Below are 16,820 nucleotides of genomic sequence, written 5' to 3' on the forward strand. Positions count from 1 at the left end.
GGAGAACGCACGTACTTAGAATGTACTGAGGTCTGGGGGCGTGAGCCCCGCCCAACGCTGGGCGATATGCGCAAAACGCGTTCGAACGCGGATTTCTACAACTTTCAAATTCTACAGGCAATGCCTGCCGGATAGTAGGTCGCAGGCCTTTTCATCGACAAGTCTTGACAAGGAACACCCGAAGCCGTGAAGCGACTCATCGCATTCCTCCCCGCATCCATCAGTCGACCCGTTCGCGTGCTGGCCTGGCTGTCGCTCGTGTTCCAGGTGGTGCTCATCGGAACCGGCGGTGCGGTGAGGCTCACGGGATCGGGCCTGGGCTGCCCCACGTGGCCGCGATGCACCGACGCGTCGTTCGTGTCCACGCCGGAGATGGGCATCCACGGCGTGATCGAGTTCGCGAACCGCATGCTCACCTTCGTGCTCGCCCTCATCGTGATCGCGGTGTTCCTCGCCGTGGTGCGCTACTGGAGGGAGCGCAGGGACCTGTTCGTGCTCACGCTCCTCCAGGGCCTGTCCATCCCGCTCCAGGCCGTCATCGGCGGAATCACGGTGCTGACCGGGCTCAACCCGTTCATCGTCGGGCTGCACTTCGTGATCTCGATCCTCCTCGTCGTCAACGCGACGATCCTGGTCTACCGCGTGTACCGCGGGCCGCGCGGAAATCGCCGCACCGTGCCGCTGTGGTTCCTGATCGTGGCGCACCTGGCGTCGCTCTTCGTCGCGATCACCGTGGTCGTGGGTATTCTCACCACGGGTTCAGGGCCGCACGCCGGCGACGAGAAGACTCCGCGCAACGGCCTCGACGCCGAGCTGCTGCAGCACTTCCACAGCTGGCCCGCCTACGTGCTCCTGGCGCTCACCGTGGTGCTCGTCGTCGCCGCGCTCGTCGGCCGGCTCGGTGTCACCCGCTGGGCGCTCGCACTGCTGGCCATCGAGGCCGTGCAGGTCGTCGTGGGTCTGACCCAGGCGCGGCTCGGACTGCCCCCGCTGCTCGTCGGCATCCACATGGTGCTCGCCGCGCTCCTGGTCGCGGCCATGACCGCCCTGGTGCTGTCGCTGCGCTCGTCGTCGAACGCCCCCGAATCGGTGGACGACCCCCGGGAGCTCAGCTCCGTCGGTCAGCCCCGGCGCTGACCGATGAGGCCCTAGAGACATTGACTTCCGTTTGTCGGGGTGGAGTCTCTTGAGGCGAAGTAACGGAGCACGAATCGGTCGGCACGCCGCCAGTCGACCTTCGTTCGCGGCGTGTTGCTCCAGATATAGGTCGTAGGTGCCCGTATCTTCGGCAAGTCCGATGCCTAACTGAGGATGACTTTTTATTCCGCGTTGCGCTGAGCCGCGGGAATCGGCGGAATATTCGCTGGGATGGTTCTGCCCGAGCCGGCTGACCTCGACTAGCGCCGGGTTGTGTGTCGCGCTTAGACAAGCTCAGCGAACGGCGTCACCGTACAGAGCCGAGATATCGCTCTGGCTTCGGGCTGTCGGGGTGCAGTCTCTTGGAACGCAGTAACGGAGCACGAATCGGTCGACATGCCGCCAGTCGACCTTCGTTCGTGGCGTGTCGCTCCAGATGTGCGTCTGTAGGTCGCCAGATTTAACGCCAGGTGTGGTCCGCGCTTCGACAGGCTCAGCGAACAACATCGCCAGAGAGAGCCCAGCTAGAACGGGAGCAGCGGGTCTATGGCGACGGCGAGGAAGACGAGCGTCAGGTAGCTGATCGACGCGTGGAAGACGCGCATCGGCTTGACCTCGTGGCCGTGGATGGCCCGGTTGTAGAGCCGGTGCGTCTCGTAGATGAACCAGGCGCCGGAGCCTAGAGCGACGACGCTGTAGACGATGCCCATCGGGGCGACCGGGATCAGCAGCAGCGAGCAGGCGACCGTGGCCCACGCGTAGAGGATGGTCTGGAGGCCGACGACGGCGCGGCCGCGGACGACCGCGAGCATCGGAACGTTCGCCGCCTTGTACTCGTCTCGGTACTTCATCGACAGCGGCCAGTAGTGCGGCGGCGTCCAGAGGAAGATGACGCCGAACAGGATGAACGGGGTCCAGCTGAGCGAGTTCGTGACGGCGGCCCATCCGATGAGCACGGGCATGCAGCCGGCGATGCCTCCCCACACGATGTTCTGCGAGGTGCGACGCTTCAGCCAGACGGTGTAGAGGAACACGTAGAGCAGGATCGCGATGAGCGAGAGTGCCGCCGCCAGCAGATTGGCGAAGACGGCGAGCCAGACGATGGATGCGACGCCGATCACCCACGCGAACACGAGGGCCTCGCGGTCGCTCAGTTCGCCGGTGACCAGCGGACGACCCTGGGTGCGCTTCATGACGCGGTCGATGTCGCGATCGATGTAGCAGTTGAATGCGCCGGCGCTGCCGGCGCTGAGCGCGCCGCCGATGAGCGTGGCGACGACCAGCCAGAGGTCGGGGATGCCGTTCTGGGCGAGGATCATGACCGGCGCCGTCGTCACGAGCAGCAGCTCGATCACCCGCGGCTTCGTCAGCGCGACGTAGGCCTTGGCCTTCGCCGTCAGGCTGATCCGCTGCTTCTCCGTGCGGCCCTCTACAGCGACGTCCATTGCTCCTCAGACTGTTCCGGGCCCCGCGCAGGGCGCGCGCGATCCCGAATCAGTCTAAGCGATCGGTTCTCGAACCTCGGTCGGAGCCGATACCGTGACAGGCATGACGCACACCGACCCCACCACTCCGGACGAGTTCGCCCGCCTTGCCGCCCGCATCGAGGACGAGGTGGCCGAGCTCCAGGTCGACTCCTTCGGGCCGTCCGACGCCTTGAGGCTGGGTCTCATCCTCGTGCGTCTGGGCACGGAGCGCGCCCTGCCCATCGCCATCGACATCCGACGCGGATCGCAGATCCTCTTCCACGTCGCACTCGAGGGAGCGCAGGCCGACAACGACGTCTGGATCGCGCGCAAGGCGCGCGCCGTCGAGCGCTACGGAATCCCCTCGCTGCTGCTCGGCACCCGCCCCAAGATCGCCGGAAAGCGGATCGAGTCCGAGGGCTGGTTCGACCAGATGGAGTACGCGGCCCACGGCGGCGGCTTTCCCGTGTCGGTCAGAGGCACCGGCATCGTGGCCGTCGCGACGGTCTCGGGGCTGCCGCAGATCGAGGATCACGACCTGGTCGTGTCCGCCCTCCGCGAGTTTGTCGAGGGGTAGCCGAGGCTCCCCCCTGATTCCCTATACTTGTAGCGGCGACACAGCAGTCGGTGTTTCCTGCGTGTCTTTCTTGCGGAGAAGCCATGTCGCACTGTGCTGAACACGTACCGTGCGGGGGCTCACATTCGCCGGTCTCTCACGCGGTTCTCCCTGCTACCGATTCACATCGCGGCGCCTGACGGGCAAATCTGTCCGCCTGCAACTGAGAAGGGGCTTATTCCTCGTGGCATCATTCCAATGGACTCCCATTGACGACCAGGCCGTATCCACGGCGAAGATTCTCGCGGCAGACGCCGTCGAGAAGGTAGGAAACGGGCATCCGGGAACGGCCATCAGCCTTGCCCCCGCCGCCTACCTCCTGTTCCAGAAGGTCATGCGGCGCGATCCGAGTGACAACGAGTGGATCGGTCGCGACCGCTTCATCCTCTCGGTCGGCCACAGTTCGCTCACCCAGTACATCCAGCTCTACCTCGGCGGCTACGGTCTCGAGCTCGACGACCTCAAGGCACTCCGCACCTGGGGCTCGCTCACTCCCGGACACCCCGAGTACGGCCACACCGACGGCGTCGAGATCACGACCGGGCCGCTCGGCCAGGGTCTGTCGTCGGCCGTCGGCTTCGCCTACGCCTCCCGCTTCGAGCGCGGTCTCTTCGACCCCGAGGCCGAGGCCGGCACGAGCCCCTTCGACCACTTCATCTACACCATCGCCGGCGACGGTGACCTGCAGGAGGGCGTCACGAGCGAGGCATCGTCGCTCGCCGGCCACCAGCAGCTCGGCAACCTCATCGCGATCTACGACAGCAACCAGATCTCGATCGAAGACGACACGAACATCGCGTTCACCGAAGACGTGCGCGCCCGCTACGAGGCCTATCACTGGCACGTGCAGGTCGTCGACTGGAAGAAGACGGGCCAGTACGTCGAAGACGTCGAGGCGCTCTTCGATGCCATCGAGGCGGCCAAGGCCGTCACCGACAAGCCGTCGCTGATCATCCTCAAGACCATCATCGGCTGGCCCTCGCCCAAGAAGCAGAACACCGGAAAGATTCACGGCTCCGCCCTGGGCGCCGAGGAGCTGAAGGGCCTCAAGGAGGTGCTCGGCTTCGACCCCGAGCAGAGCTTCGAGGTCGCCGACGAGGTCATCGCGCACACCCGCGGCGCCATCGAGCGCGGCCAGGCCGAGCACGCCGAGTGGACGAACGCTTTCGACGCCTGGGCCTCCGCCAACCCCGAGAAGAAGGTCCTTCTCGATCGCGTCCTCTCCGGCGACGTTCCCGAGGGCCTCGAAGAGGCACTCCCGGTCTTCGAAGCGGGCAAGGCCGTCTCCACCCGCGCCGCCTCGGGCAAGGTCATCAACGCCATCGCGCCGATCATGCCCGAGTTCTGGGGCGGATCGGCCGACCTCGCCGAGTCGAACAACACCACGATCGAGTCGGGCGCATCCTTCATCCCGGCCGAGCACTCCACTCACGAGTGGACGGGAAACCCCTACGGCCGCGTTCTGCACTTCGGAATCCGCGAGCACGCGATGGGCGCCATTCTCAACGGCATCGTGCTGCACGGAAACACCCGCCCGTTCGGTGGAACCTTCCTCATCTTCAGCGACTACATGCGTCCCGCCGTTCGTCTCGCGGCCCTCATGAAGTCCCCCGCGATCTACGTGTGGACCCACGACTCGGTGGCACTCGGAGAAGACGGACCGACCCACCAGCCGATCGAGCAGCTCGCGACGCTCCGTGCCATCCCGGGTCTCGACATCGTGCGCCCCGGCGACGCCAACGAGGTCGCCTACGCGTGGAAGACGATCCTCGAGCGCCGCAACGGTCCTGCGGGAATCGCCCTCACCCGCCAGAACATCCCGGTGTTCGAGCGTGGCGAGGGTGACGCATCCGGTGAGACCTTCGCGTCGGCGAAGAACGTCGCCAAGGGCGCGTACGTGCTGGCCGAGGCTCCGAACGGCACGCCCGACGTGATCTTCATCGCGACCGGCTCCGAAGTCCAGATCGCCGTCGAGGCGCGCGAGCTCCTCAAGAACGAGGGCATCAACGCCCGCGTCGTCTCGGCTCCCAGCCTCGAGTGGTTCGAAGAGCAGAGTGCGGAGTACCGCGAGTCGGTTCTTCCCGCTGCGATCAAGGCCCGCGTGTCGATCGAGGCCGGCCTCGACCTGACCTGGCGCTCCTATGTCGGAGACCACGGCAAGAGCGTCTCGATCGAGCACTTCGGCGCATCTGCCGACTACCAGACGCTGTTCCGCGAGTTCGGCATCACCACCGAGCACGCCATCGAGGCCGCCAAGCTCTCGATCTCGTCGCTCTAGACCACACGAACCTCCTAGGAGTACTTACATGACCGATACAACACCCACCGCCCAGCTCTCCGCAGCCGGCGTCAGCATCTGGCTCGACGACCTGTCGCGCGAGCGCATCACCTCCGGCGGACTCGAGAAGCTCATCGCCGAGAAGAACGTCGTCGGTGTCACCACGAACCCGTCGATCTTCGCCGCGGCACTCACCAACGGAGAGTCGTACGCGGCTCAGGTCGCCGAGCTCGCCAAGGCCGGCAAGAACGTCACCGAGGCCGTCTTCGAGATCACGACCCAGGATGTCGCGAACGGCTGCGACATCTTCCGTCCGATCTACGACGCCACGAACGGATTCGACGGTCGCGTCTCGATCGAGGTCGAGCCGGGCCTGGCGAACGACGCCGCGGGCACGACGAAGCAGGCCAAGGAGCTCTTCGACAAGGTCGCCAAGGAGAACGTGCTGATCAAGATCCCCGCGACCATCGCGGGCCTCGAGGCCATCACCGAGACCATCGCGGCCGGCATCAGCGTCAACGTCACGTTGATCTTCAGCCTCGCCCGCTACCGCGACGTCATCAACGCCTACCTGGCCGGCCTGGAGCGCGCGAAGGCCGCCGGGCTCGACCTGTCGAAGATCCACAGTGTCGCCTCCTTCTTCGTGTCGCGCGTCGACACCGAGATCGACAAGCGCCTCGTGGCGATCGGAACCGACGAGGCTCTGGCGCTCAAGAGCAAGGCCGGCGTCGCGAACGCCCAGCTCGCCTACGAGGTCTACGAGCAGGCGTTCTCCACCGAGCGTGCGGCCGGGCTGCTCGCGGCCGGAGCCAACAAGCAGCGGCCGCTCTGGGCATCCACCGGCGTCAAGGACCCGGCCGTGCCCGACACGACCTACGTCACCGAGCTCGTCGCCCCGGAGGTCGTCAACACGATGCCCGAGAAGACGCTCGACGCCACGTTCGACCACGGCGTGATCACCGGAGACACCATCACGGGCTCCTACGCCGCCGCCAACAAGGTGCTCGACGAGATCGCGGCCCAGGGAATCTCCTACGCCGAGGTCACCGAGCTGCTCGAGACCGAGGGAGTCGACAAGTTCATCGTCTCCTGGAACGAACTGCTCGACACGGTCACGACGGCTCTCGAGTCGTCCAAGTGAGTGTCCGGATCCACCTTCCCGGCAGCGGCCATGGCCGCGCCGGAAAGGTGGATCCGGCCCTCGACTCCGGTGTCGTCTCGTTCGAGACGACCGGAGCCACCCCACTTCTGCCGGCCGTCCCTCCCGCCGATCGTCGCCCCGGCGACATCCCCATGAGCTCTTCGTCCGACGGTCCGCATCGCATCCGCCCCGTTTCCCGCGCTGTTCCAGCGCCGCACTAACCCGTCGACCCAGAAGGTCTCAAGGAGTCTCATGCCACCGGTAGAAATCACTCCGGAATACAACCCGCTCAGAATCCCGTCCGACCGACGGCTCAACCGCATCGCCGGCCCGAGCGGACTCGTCATCTTCGGCGTCACAGGCGACCTGTCGCGCAAGAAGCTGATGCCGGCCGTCTACGACCTCGCGAACCGCGGTCTGCTTCCGCCCGGCTTCTCGCTGATCGGCTTCGCCCGCCGTGACTGGGAGGATCAGGACTTCGAGCGCGTCGTGCACGACGCCGTCAAGGAGTACGCGCGCACACCCTTCGACGAAGACGTGTGGCGCCAGCTCTCCGAGGGCATCCGCTTCGTGTCGGGCGAGTTCAGCGACGACGAGGCATTCGACCACCTCAAGGAGACGATAGAGTCCCTCGACGCCGAGCGGGGCACGAAGGGCAACTACGCGTTCTACCTCTCGGTGCCGCCGAAGGCGTTCCCCCTGGTGACGGAGCAGCTGCGCCGCTCCGGCCTGGCGCATCCCGAAGAAGGACAGTGGCGCCGCGTCGTCATCGAGAAGCCGTTCGGCAGCGACCTGAAGACGGCGCGCGAACTGAACGACGTCGTCGAGTCGGTCTTCGCTCCCGACTCGGTCTTCCGCATCGACCACTACCTCGGCAAGGAGACGGTCCAGAACATCCTGGCCCTGCGCTTCGCCAACCAGCTCTACGAGCCCATCTGGAACTCGAACTACGTCGACCACGTGCAGATCACCATGGCCGAGGACATCGGCGTGGGCGGACGTGCCGGCTACTACGACGGAATCGGCGCCGCACGCGACGTCATCCAGAACCACCTGCTTCAGCTGCTCGCGCTCACGGCCATGGAGGAGCCCATCTCCTTCAATGCGTCAGACCTGCGCGCCGAGAAAGAGAAGGTGCTCGCCGCCATCCGGCTTCCCAAGGACCTGGCGAAGCACACCGCCCGCGGCCAGTACGCCGGCGGGTGGCAGGGCGGTGAGAAGGTCACCGGTTTCCTCGAGGAAGACGGAATGAACCCCGAATCCCTCACCGAGACGTACGCGGCCATGCGCCTCGACATCGGCACCCGGCGCTGGTCCGGTGTTCCGTTCTACCTGCGGGCGGGCAAGCGCCTCGGCCGCCGGGTGACCGAGATCGCCGTCGTGTTCAAGCGCGCTCCGCAGTATCTCTTCGCCGACAGCCAGACATCGGCGCTCGGCCAGAACGCCCTCGTGATCCGGGTGCAGCCCGACGAGGGTGTCACCATCCGCTTCGGATCCAAGGTTCCCGGCGCCGGCATGCAGGTGCGCGACGTGACCATGGACTTCGGCTACGGCCACGCCTTCACCGAGGCGAGCCCCGAGGCATACGAGCGCCTCATCCTCGACGTGCTCCTCGGCGACCCGCCGCTGTTCCCCCGCCAGGAGGAGGTCGAACTCTCCTGGAAGATCCTCGACCCGATCGAAGAGTTCTGGACCACCCAGGGACAGCCCGATCAGTACCGCCCCGGAACCTGGGGCCCCGACTCCGCAGACGAGATGCTCGCCCGCGACGGAAGAACCTGGAGGCGGCCATGATCGTCGATCTGCCCGATACCAACACAAGCAAGGTCTCGAAGGCCCTCGTCAAGATCCGCGAGGAGGGCGGCGCCGTTGCCCTCGGTCGCGTGCTGACACTGGTCATCCGAACGGCCCTCGGCCAAGAGGAAGACGCCATCGAGGCGGCCAACGACGCATCGCGCGAGCACCCGATGCGCGTGATCGTCGTCTCGACCGATGCCGACGACGGCGTGAAGTCGGGCCGCGGCGCCAGACTGGATGCGCAGATCCGCGTGGGTGGCGACGCCGGCGCGAGCGAGGTCATCCTGCTCAAGGCCTACGGCGCGGCGGCAAGCGACGAGGAGGGACTCGTCACGGGTCTGCTCCTTCCCGACGCCCCCGTGGTCGTCTGGTGGCCGGGCGACGCGCCCGAATCGCCCTCGACATCCGACCTCGGCCGTATCGCCCAGCGTCGCATCACCGACTCGTCGAACAGCAGCAACCCCAACGAGACGCTGCGCAGGCTGTCGAGCAACTACTCCCCCGGCGACACCGACTTCGCGTGGACCCGGCTCACACTGTGGCGCGCGCAGCTGGCCGCAGTGCTCGACCAGCCGCCCTTCGAGCCCGTCGAGGCCATCGAGGTGTCCGGCGCGTCCGATTCTCCGTCGACCCTGCTGCTCGCAGCCTGGCTCCGTCACCAGCTCAAGGTGACGGTCGACTACGGAATCTCGTCGCGTGCCAACGGATCCAGTGGAATCCACGGCGTCAAGCTCTCCCGCTCGTCGGGTGTCATCGAGCTCGAGCGATCGGTGCCCAACGTGGCGACCCTGGTTCAGCCGGATCAGCCGCTGCACGACCTGGCACTCCCCCGTCGCTCACTCCGCGACTGCCTGGCAGAAGAACTGCGCAGGCTCGACCCGGACGACCTCTACGGCGAGGTGCTCACGCAGGGCGTGCTCGAATTGGGCGAGCCCGATCCCGAGTCCGCCTCGGCGCCGCAGACGACGACAGAGGTGCGGTAGACCATGACGAACGAACGCCGTGTGCTGATTCACCCCGACAAGGCCTCGCTGGCGGGCTCCGTCGCGGCGCGCTTCATCACGAAGACGATCGACATCCTCGAAGACCGCGACGCCGTGAATGTCGTCCTCACCGGAGGCTCCGTCGGCACGGCGGTGCTGGCGGCCATCAATGCGTCGCCGGCCAGAGACAGCGTCGACTGGAACAGGGTGAGCTTCTGGTGGGGCGACGAGCGTTTCGTGGCGCGCGACGATCCCGATCGCAATGAGCTGCAGGCGCGCGAGGCGTTGCTCGACCACATCGACGTTCCCGCCGCACAGGTGCATCCATTCCCGTCGACCGATGAGGTCGCCGATATCGATGAGGCCGCGGCCGTCTACGCGCTCGAACTGCTCGAGGCCGGCGACGGCAACGACTACCCGAAGTTCGACATCACCTTCCTCGGCGTCGGACCTGACGGCCACATCGCGTCCCTGTTCCCGGGCCAGGAAGGCGTGCGCGTGACCGACGCGACCGTCGTCGCCGTGCGGGAGTCGCCCAAGCCCCCGCCCCAGCGACTCAGCCTCACGCTCCCCGTCATCCGTTCGTCGGATCGGATCTGGCTCGTTCTCGCGGGTTCCGACAAGGCGTCGGCGCTCGGCCTCGCGCTGGCGGGAGCCAGCACCGACGAGGTACCTGTCGCGGGTGCGGAAGGTCGTCGGCGAACCGTGTTCTTCGTCGACAAGGACGCCGCGTCGGAAGTGCCGGAGTACCTCATCACGCCGACCTACTACTGATCGGCACGATCGCACGAAAAAGCCCCTCGGCTCGGCCGAGGGGCTTTTTCGTTGACTGCGTGCGAACGGGCTAGGCGGTCGCCGTGCCTCGCCGTGCGCGGAGCTGGGTCAGTGCGTCTTCGAGAAGCTGCGCAGCCTCTTCTTCGGTGCGGCGCTCCTTGACGTACGCGAGGTGCGTCTTGTAGGGCTCGAGCTTGACGACCGACGGAGGATTCTCTTTGTCGCGACCGGCGGGAAGACCCGACGACGGGCAGTCGATCGTCTCAGGGATCTCTTCTTCGGGCAGCGTCGCCGCGAAGTACTTGACCGTCTCGTTTCCCAGGGCGTCCCAGTAGGAGACCTTGATGCGATCGGCGTGGAAGCCCCGATCCTGTTCACCCATCGGGCCCGCGCCCACCCGTGACCCGCGAATTGCACTGCCGCCTGAAGCCATTGCCGATACTCCTAGATTCCGGTGTCGAATTTGGTGATGAGACCGAGCACGACGATGCACACGACCCACACGAGTCCGAGGATCACCGTGATGCGGTTGAGGTTGCGCTCCGCGACCCCGGATGCACCGAGGTTGGATGTCACGCCGCCGCCGAACATGTCGGACAGGCCTCCGCCGCGACCGCGGTGGAGAAGAATGAGGAGGGTCAGAAGGAGGCTCGTGATACCGAGCAGCACCTGTAGAACGACCTGAAGGATCTGCACGAATTGCCTCTCAAGAATGATGGCCGACCGGTGTGAAGCCAGACCAACGTCAATTATACCTGTATGCGTCCGATGAGACGCACCATGACTGCAGCGGCACACGAAAGGCCGACCCGAGACGGGTCGGCCTCTCGCACTGCCTTTAGAACGCGTGCTTCTGGTACCGGATGATGCTGGCGAACTCCGCCAGGTCGAGGCTTGCGCCGCCGACCAGGGCGCCGTCGACGTTGGGCTGCTTCATGAAGCCGCCGATGTTCGTCGACTTGACCGATCCGCCGTAGAGGATGCGCGTCTTCGCCGCGACATCGGAGCCCAGGGTGGATTCGAGCACGGCGCGCAGTGCCGCGCAGACCGCTTCGGCCTGCTCGGGTGTCGCCGCCTGTCCCGAGCCGATGGCCCAGACGGGCTCGTACGCGACGACGATGTCCGATGCGGACTGCACGGATGAGAGGGCGGCCGTCAACTGGGCGACAGGCACGGCGCTGGGGCCGTGCTTCTCGAGGTCTTCGGCCGTTTCTCCCACGCAGACGATCGGCACGAGGCCGTTCGAAATCGCCGCAGCCGTCTTGGCGGCCACGACCTCGTCGGTCTCGGCGTGAAGAGTGCGACGCTCCGAGTGTCCGATGATGACGTAACGGCAGTCGAGCTGCTTGAGGAACGCACCCGAGATCTCACCCGTGTAGGCACCACTCGCATGCTGGGAGACGTCTTGCGCGCCATAGGCGAGCTCGAGCTTGTCTGCCGAGATGAGAGTCTGCACGCTGCGCAGGTCGGTGAACGGAGGGAAGATCGCCGCTTCGACGTCGGCGAAGTTATGCCCCGCGTCTTTCAGGCTCCACGCGAGCTTCTGCACGAACGCGATCGCCTGAAGGTGGTCGAGGTTCATCTTCCAATTGCCCGCGATGAGCGGCGTTCTGCTGACTACCATCCGAGGACCTCCAGTCCGGGCAGGCGTTTGCCTTCGAGGAATTCGAGGCTCGCTCCACCGCCAGTTGAAATGTGACCGAATTGCTCGTCGGTGAACCCGAGGGCTCGTACGGCAGCCGCCGAGTCTCCCCCGCCGACCACACCGAGGCCGTCGACACGGGTCAGCGCGTCGGCGACGGCACGAGTGCCCTCGGCGAACGGCGCGAGCTCGAAGACGCCCATCGGTCCATTCCAGAACACGGTCTTCGACGCCTCGATGATGCGCGCGAACTCGGCGCCCGTCTCGGGGCCGATGTCGAGCCCGAGTCCGCTCTGGCCGAACGGCGTCTCTTCGATGGTCTCGGCGCTCGTGACGGTGTGCTCGGCGTCGGCACCGAACTTCGATGCGACCACCACGTCGGTCGGCAGAACGATCTGCACACCGCGCTCGGTCGCCTCCGCCAGGTATCCCTTGACCGTGTCGATCTGGTCGGCCTCGAGAAGGCTTCCGCCCACGCGGAAGCCCTGCGCCGCGAGGAAGGTGAAGAGCATGCCTCCACCGATGAGCAGGGTGTCGACCTTCGGAAGGAGGTGACCGATCACGCCGAGCTTGTCTGAGACCTTCGAGCCGCCGAGAACGACCGTGTAGGGCCGTTCGGGCTTCTCGGTGAGTCTCTCGAGCACGTCGAGTTCGGCGGCGATGAGGAGCCCTGCAGCGCTCGGGAGCGCCGAGGCGAGTTCGTAGACGCTCGCCTGCTTGCGGTGCACGACGCCGAATCCGTCGGAGACGAACGCGTCTCCGAACGAAGCGAGCCGGGCGGCGAAAGCCGATCGTTCGTCGGCGCTCTTGCTCGTCTCCTCGGCGTTGAACCGCAGGTTCTCGAGAAGAGCGACGTCGCCGTCGGCCAGCGCGTCGACAGCCTGCTGGGCGCTCGCGCCCACGGTGTCTTCGGCGAAGGCCACGGGCTTGTCGAGGAGCTCGGACAGGCGCTCGGCGACGGGCCGAAGGCTGTACTGGGGATCGGGTGAACCGTCGGGCCGGCCGAGGTGGCTGATGAGGATCACTCGTGCGCCCTGATCGACCAGGGCGTTGATGGTTGCCAGAGACGCTCGAACGCGCCCGTCGTCGGTGATGACCCCGTCTTTCAACGGAACATTGAGGTCACACCGAACGAGGACGCGTTTTCCCGTGAGGGAGCCGAGCGAATCCAGAGTGCGCAGAGTCACAGTGGATTCCTCGTATTACAGGCGGTCGGCGACGTACTCGGTGATGTCGACGAGGCGGTTGGAGTAACCCCACTCGTTGTCGTACCACGAGGCGATCTTCACCTGGTTGCCGATGACCTTGGTGAGGCCGGCGTCGAAGATCGAGGAGTGCGGGTCGCCCTGGATGTCGCTGGAGACGATCGGGTCCTCCGTGTAGGACAGGATTCCCTTGAGCGCGCCGTTCGCGGCGTTCTTGTACGCCTCGTTGACCTGCTCGACCGTGACCGTGGAGCTGGTCTCGACCGTGAGGTCGGTGATCGAACCGGTGATGACGGGCACGCGCAGGGCGTAGCCGTCGAGCTTTCCGACGAGCTCGGGGATGACGAGGCCCAGGGCCTTGGCGGCACCGGTCGACGTGGGGATGATGTTGGCTGCGGCGGCGCGGGCGCGGCGCAGGTCGCTGTGCGGGCCGTCCTGCAGGTTCTGGTCGGCCGTGTAGGCGTGGACCGTGGTCATGAGGCCACGCTCGATGCCGAAGTTGTCCATGAAGACCTTCGCGAGGGGCGCGAGGCAGTTCGTGGTGCACGAGGCGTTGGAGATGATGTCGTGGATGGCGGGGTCGTAGGTGCCCTCGTTGACACCGAGAACCAGCGTCGCGACGTCTGAGCCCGTTGCCGGAGCGGAGACGATGACCTTCTTGGCGCCGGCCGCGATGTGCTTGCGGGCGTCTTCGGACTTCGTGAAACGACCGGTCGACTCGATGACGATGTCGACGCCCAGCTCGCCCCAGGGCAGGTCGGAGGGGTCGCGCTCGGCGAGCACGAGGATCGGCTTGCCGTTGACGATGATGTTGTCGCCGTCGAGCTCGACCGTGGCATCGAGACGACCCGTGATCGTGTCGTACTTGAGGAGGTGCGCGAGGGCCTTGTTGTCGGTGAGGTCATTGACCGCGACGATCTCGAGCTCGCTGCCCTTGGCCAGAGCTGCGCGGAAGTAGTTACGCCCGATACGACCGAAGCCGTTGATACCGATCTTTACAGACACGTGAAGTTCTCCATGAATCGTGTGGCCCCGCGGGGCTGGGTGGCTGAAACTGAGGGCGTGCCGGGCCGAGGGCCCGACACGCCGTCGTCGCTACGACAGTAGCAGGAGGCCCGAGGTCTTTTCGCGGGCAGTCTCGAAGCGCGTCGTGACGTTCTGCCAGTCGACGATGTTCCAGAATGCCTTGACGTAGTCGGCCCTGACGTTCTTGTAGTCGATGTAGTAGGCGTGCTCCCACACGTCGAGCATGAGCAGGGGCACCGTTCCGGCGGCGAAGTTCGACTGCTGGTCGAAGAACTGCTGGATGATCAGGCGCTGGCCGATGCTGTCCCACGCGAGGACGGACCATCCTGAACCCTGCACTCCGAGCGCGGTGGCGGTGAAGTGGGCCTGGAACTTCTCGAACGAGCCGAAGAAGTCGTCGATGGCGGACGCGAGTTCGCCGACCGGCTTGTCTCCGCCGTTCGGGGACATGTTCGTCCAGAAGATGGAGTGGTTGACGTGGCCGCCCAGGTTGAAGGCGAGGTCTTTCTCGAGCTTGTTGACGGCGCCGAGGTTCTCGGAGTCGCGGGCTTCTGCGAGCTGGGCGAGCGCGGTGTTCGCGCCGGTCACGTAGGCCTGGTGGTGCTTGGAGTGGTGAAGCTCCATGATGGTGGCGCTGATGCTGGGCTCGAGCGCCGAGTAGTCGTACGCGAGTTCAGGAAGGGTGTAGTCAGCCATTGATATCTCCTCGAATAAGGCGCCGCGCCGAGTACCGGGGCGGCTGTGAGTGACCTGATCAGTCTACTGAGGTCAACGGACAGCGCCCTGAAAACTTCCTGACGCCGGCCGATTGCTCGGGCCTGGATGTCAGTCGTCGAGATCTGGTGGCAGGTTCGAGTCGGTGCCGGGGATGCCGAGGTCGCTGGCCTGCTTGTCGGCCATCGCGAGGAGGCGGCGGATACGGCCGGCGATCGCGTCCTTGGTCATCGGAGGATCGGCGTGGTGACCGAGCTCGTCGAGGCTGGAGTCGCGGAAGTTCAGCCGCAGGTCACCGGCATACTTCAGGTGCGGCGGAACATCCGGCCCGAGGATCTCGAGCGCCCGCTCGACGCGCGAGCACGCGGCGACGGCGGCCTGCGCCGACCGGCGGAGGTTCGCATCGTCGAAGTTGACCAGTCTGTTGGCCGTGGCCCGTACCTCGCGACGCTGCCTCAGGTCCTCCCACCGGGAGACCGCGTCGGCGGCGCCCATGAGGGAGAGCATGCGCGCGATGGCCTCGCCATCGCGGATGACGACGCGGTGGACTCCCCTGACCTCGCGGGCCTTCGCCTGCACGTGGAGTCGAGCCGCGGCACCCACCAGGGCCATGGCCGATTCGTTGCCGGGGCAGGTGATCTCGAGGGCGGCGGAACGCCCGGGATCGGTCAGCGTTCCATTCGCCAGGAACGCCCCCCGCCAGACAGCGGAGAGTTCTTCCTGGGAGCCGGTGGTCAGACGGTTCGGGAGTCCGCGGATCGGCCGGCGCCGGGCGTCGAGCAGGCCCGTCTGGCGAGCGAGCGTCTCTCCGCCGTCGATGACCCTCACGAGGTAGGTGCCCGTGCGCTTGGCGCCCGAGGCCGAGACGTGGGAGACCTCTCCGCGAATGCCGTACAGCTCGGCCAGGTCGCGTCGAACCCGCTTCACGAGCTCGGGGGTGTCGAGCTCGGACTCGATGGCGATGCGGTTCGAGATGAGGTGCAGTCCTCCGGAGAAGCGGAGGATGGTGGCCAGTTCGGCAGCCCGGAGAGTCGTCTTCTTGGCGACGACACGGGTCAGTTCTTCTTTGACATCGGCGGTGAGGGCCAATCTCTATCCATTCGTTCGTGCGGCTGTCTCCCGCGACGGTGCTTGTGGCACCCGGGGCGGAGGCTGCCGGTGTTATTCGCGACCGAGGTCGCGGTGCTTGACGTTGACGACGACGCCCGGGTAGGTGGCGAGTCGGGATGCGAGTGCCCGTGTGAGCGCGACGGAACGGTGTTTGCCGCCCGTGCACCCGATGGCCATGGTCGCGTGTCTCTTGTTCTCGCGCTGGTAGCCGGCGAGGACGGGTTTGAGGGAGGCCGCGTAGGCCTCGAGGAATTCGCTCGCTCCGTCTTGGGTGAGGACGTAGTCGCTGACCTCGGGATCGAGCCCGGTGTGGGCCCGCAGCTCGGGGATCCAGAAGGGGTTCGGGAGGAAGCGCGCGTCGGCGATCGAGTCGACGTCGGTGGGTGTGCCGTACTTGAAGCCGAAACTCATCAGGGTGACCTGGACACCGGGTGTATCGGTGGTGGAGAAGCCCTCCGCGATGCGGGTGGCGAGCTGGTGGATGTTCAGATCCGACGTGTCGATGACCATGTCGCTGGACTCGCGGATGGGGTGGAGTCGCACGCGTTCGCGCTCGATGCCGTCGAGGAGCGTGCCGTCGCCCTGGAGCGGATGCGGGCGTCTCACCTGCTCGAATCGTCGCACGAGCGCCGAATCGGTGGCTTCGAGGAACAGCACGCGGAGCTGGCTGCCGGCGCGGAGCGAGTGGATGATCTCCTGGAGGTCGCCGAAGAAGTCGCGGCCTCGCACATCGACGACGGCGGCGATGCGGGGAAGAGTCGATCCCGCCTTCTCGGCGAGATCGACGAGGGGTCGCAGCATCTGAGGCGGCAGGTTGTCGACGACATACCAGCCCAGGTCTTCAAGTGCGTTGGCGACCGTCGACCGGCCGGCCCCCGACATCCCGGTGACAATCAGCACCTCTTGGGGAAGTGGAGCGTCGGTCATGGGT

General features: G+C 66.1%; 16 protein-coding genes. 7 read left to right on the plus strand and 9 right to left on the minus strand.

What is annotated here, in order from left to right:
- Window positions 1-186: 186 nt before the first annotated feature.
- A complete protein-coding gene (locus ASF51_RS09800; RefSeq protein WP_055928657.1) occupies window positions 187-1,137 on the plus strand; it encodes a heme A synthase in 951 nt (316 codons plus the stop codon).
- A gap of 524 nt (window positions 1,138-1,661) precedes the next feature.
- Here ASF51_RS09800 and ASF51_RS09805 read toward each other — a convergent pair.
- A complete protein-coding gene (locus tag ASF51_RS09805; RefSeq protein WP_055928660.1) occupies window positions 1,662-2,582 on the minus strand; it encodes a heme o synthase in 921 nt (306 codons plus the stop codon).
- Between the two features lie 103 nt (window positions 2,583-2,685).
- On the opposite strand from ASF51_RS09805, the gene ASF51_RS09810 reads away from it, so the two are divergent.
- The 6 genes from ASF51_RS09810 to pgl all read left to right on the plus strand — a co-directional run bounded on the left by ASF51_RS09810 (window position 2,686) and on the right by pgl (window position 10,192).
- Window positions 2,686-3,180, plus strand: coding sequence for a heme-degrading domain-containing protein (locus tag ASF51_RS09810; RefSeq protein WP_055928663.1), 495 nt, complete (start codon window positions 2,686-2,688; stop codon window positions 3,178-3,180).
- Between the two features lie 223 nt (window positions 3,181-3,403).
- Entirely contained in the window at window positions 3,404-5,497 is a 2,094-nt protein-coding gene (gene tkt, locus ASF51_RS09815; protein ID WP_055928664.1) for a transketolase, read from the plus strand.
- A 28-nt stretch (window positions 5,498-5,525) separates the two neighbouring features.
- Window positions 5,526-6,638 (plus strand): transaldolase, encoded by a 1,113-nt coding sequence (tal, locus tag ASF51_RS09820; protein WP_055928666.1) that lies wholly within the window; start codon window positions 5,526-5,528, stop codon window positions 6,636-6,638.
- A gap of 252 nt (window positions 6,639-6,890) precedes the next feature.
- Complete coding sequence (gene zwf / locus ASF51_RS09830; RefSeq protein WP_055928671.1) at window positions 6,891-8,432, plus strand: glucose-6-phosphate dehydrogenase; 1,542 nt, start codon at window positions 6,891-6,893, stop codon at window positions 8,430-8,432.
- Window positions 8,429-9,418 carry a glucose-6-phosphate dehydrogenase assembly protein OpcA gene (locus ASF51_RS09835; RefSeq protein ID WP_055928673.1) on the plus strand — a complete coding sequence of 330 codons (990 nt, stop codon included), beginning with the start codon at window positions 8,429-8,431 and terminating at the stop codon, window positions 9,416-9,418. Before zwf ends, ASF51_RS09835 begins: the two co-directional genes overlap by 4 nt.
- 3 nt (window positions 9,419-9,421) lie before the next feature.
- Window positions 9,422-10,192, plus strand: coding sequence for a 6-phosphogluconolactonase (pgl, locus tag ASF51_RS09840; RefSeq protein ID WP_055928676.1), 771 nt, complete (start codon window positions 9,422-9,424; stop codon window positions 10,190-10,192).
- Between the two features lie 70 nt (window positions 10,193-10,262).
- On the opposite strand, the gene ASF51_RS09845 is transcribed toward pgl, so the two are convergent.
- The 8 genes from ASF51_RS09845 to rapZ form a co-directional block, all read right to left on the minus strand.
- A complete protein-coding gene (locus ASF51_RS09845; RefSeq protein ID WP_055928678.1) occupies window positions 10,263-10,625 on the minus strand; it encodes an RNA polymerase-binding protein RbpA in 363 nt (120 codons plus the stop codon).
- Window positions 10,626-10,636: 11 nt separating this feature from the next.
- Window positions 10,637-10,888 carry a preprotein translocase subunit SecG gene (gene secG / locus ASF51_RS09850; protein WP_055928680.1) on the minus strand — a complete coding sequence of 84 codons (252 nt, stop codon included), beginning with the start codon at window positions 10,886-10,888 and terminating at the stop codon, window positions 10,637-10,639.
- Window positions 10,889-11,030: 142 nt separating this feature from the next.
- Complete coding sequence (tpiA, locus tag ASF51_RS09855) at window positions 11,031-11,816, minus strand: triose-phosphate isomerase (protein WP_055928685.1); 786 nt, start codon at window positions 11,814-11,816, stop codon at window positions 11,031-11,033.
- Window positions 11,810-13,021, minus strand: coding sequence for a phosphoglycerate kinase (pgk, locus tag ASF51_RS09860; RefSeq protein WP_055928688.1), 1,212 nt, complete (start codon window positions 13,019-13,021; stop codon window positions 11,810-11,812). The genes tpiA and pgk overlap by 7 nt, the downstream gene beginning before the upstream one ends.
- A gap of 15 nt (window positions 13,022-13,036) precedes the next feature.
- Complete coding sequence (gap, locus tag ASF51_RS09865; RefSeq protein ID WP_055928691.1) at window positions 13,037-14,044, minus strand: type I glyceraldehyde-3-phosphate dehydrogenase; 1,008 nt, start codon at window positions 14,042-14,044, stop codon at window positions 13,037-13,039.
- Window positions 14,045-14,134: 90 nt separating this feature from the next.
- Window positions 14,135-14,761 (minus strand): superoxide dismutase, encoded by a 627-nt coding sequence (locus tag ASF51_RS09870; RefSeq protein ID WP_055928694.1) that lies wholly within the window; start codon window positions 14,759-14,761, stop codon window positions 14,135-14,137.
- A 129-nt stretch (window positions 14,762-14,890) separates the two neighbouring features.
- Window positions 14,891-15,868, minus strand: a complete 978-nt coding sequence (gene whiA / locus ASF51_RS09875; protein ID WP_055928697.1) for a DNA-binding protein WhiA — start codon at window positions 15,866-15,868, stop codon at window positions 14,891-14,893.
- Window positions 15,869-15,940: 72 nt separating this feature from the next.
- Window positions 15,941-16,816: an RNase adapter RapZ gene (gene rapZ / locus ASF51_RS09880; RefSeq protein ID WP_055928699.1), complete on the minus strand. Its 876-nt coding sequence runs from the start codon at window positions 16,814-16,816 to the stop codon at window positions 15,941-15,943.
- Window positions 16,817-16,820 lie beyond the last annotated feature (4 nt).

Origin of the sequence: Agreia sp. Leaf283 (genome assembly GCF_001422485.1) — a bacterium.
Lineage (GTDB): Bacteria > Actinomycetota > Actinomycetes > Actinomycetales > Microbacteriaceae > Agreia.

Coding starts and splice junctions, on each gene's coding strand:
- ASF51_RS09845 (WP_055928678.1), bottom strand. CDS start 10,625: ATGGCTTCAGGCGGCAGTGCAATTCGCGGGTCACGGGTGGGCGCGGGC.
- rapZ (WP_055928699.1), bottom strand. CDS start 16,816: ATGACCGACGCTCCACTTCCCCAAGAGGTGCTGATTGTCACCGGGATG.
- pgl (WP_055928676.1), top strand. CDS start 9,422: ATGACGAACGAACGCCGTGTGCTGATTCACCCCGACAAGGCCTCGCTG.
- zwf (WP_055928671.1), top strand. CDS start 6,891: ATGCCACCGGTAGAAATCACTCCGGAATACAACCCGCTCAGAATCCCG.
- ASF51_RS09835 (WP_055928673.1), top strand. CDS start 8,429: ATGATCGTCGATCTGCCCGATACCAACACAAGCAAGGTCTCGAAGGCC.
- ASF51_RS09810 (WP_055928663.1), top strand. CDS start 2,686: ATGACGCACACCGACCCCACCACTCCGGACGAGTTCGCCCGCCTTGCC.
- ASF51_RS09805 (WP_055928660.1), bottom strand. CDS start 2,582: ATGGACGTCGCTGTAGAGGGCCGCACGGAGAAGCAGCGGATCAGCCTG.
- ASF51_RS09870 (WP_055928694.1), bottom strand. CDS start 14,761: ATGGCTGACTACACCCTTCCTGAACTCGCGTACGACTACTCGGCGCTC.
- tpiA (WP_055928685.1), bottom strand. CDS start 11,816: ATGGTAGTCAGCAGAACGCCGCTCATCGCGGGCAATTGGAAGATGAAC.
- tal (WP_055928666.1), top strand. CDS start 5,526: ATGACCGATACAACACCCACCGCCCAGCTCTCCGCAGCCGGCGTCAGC.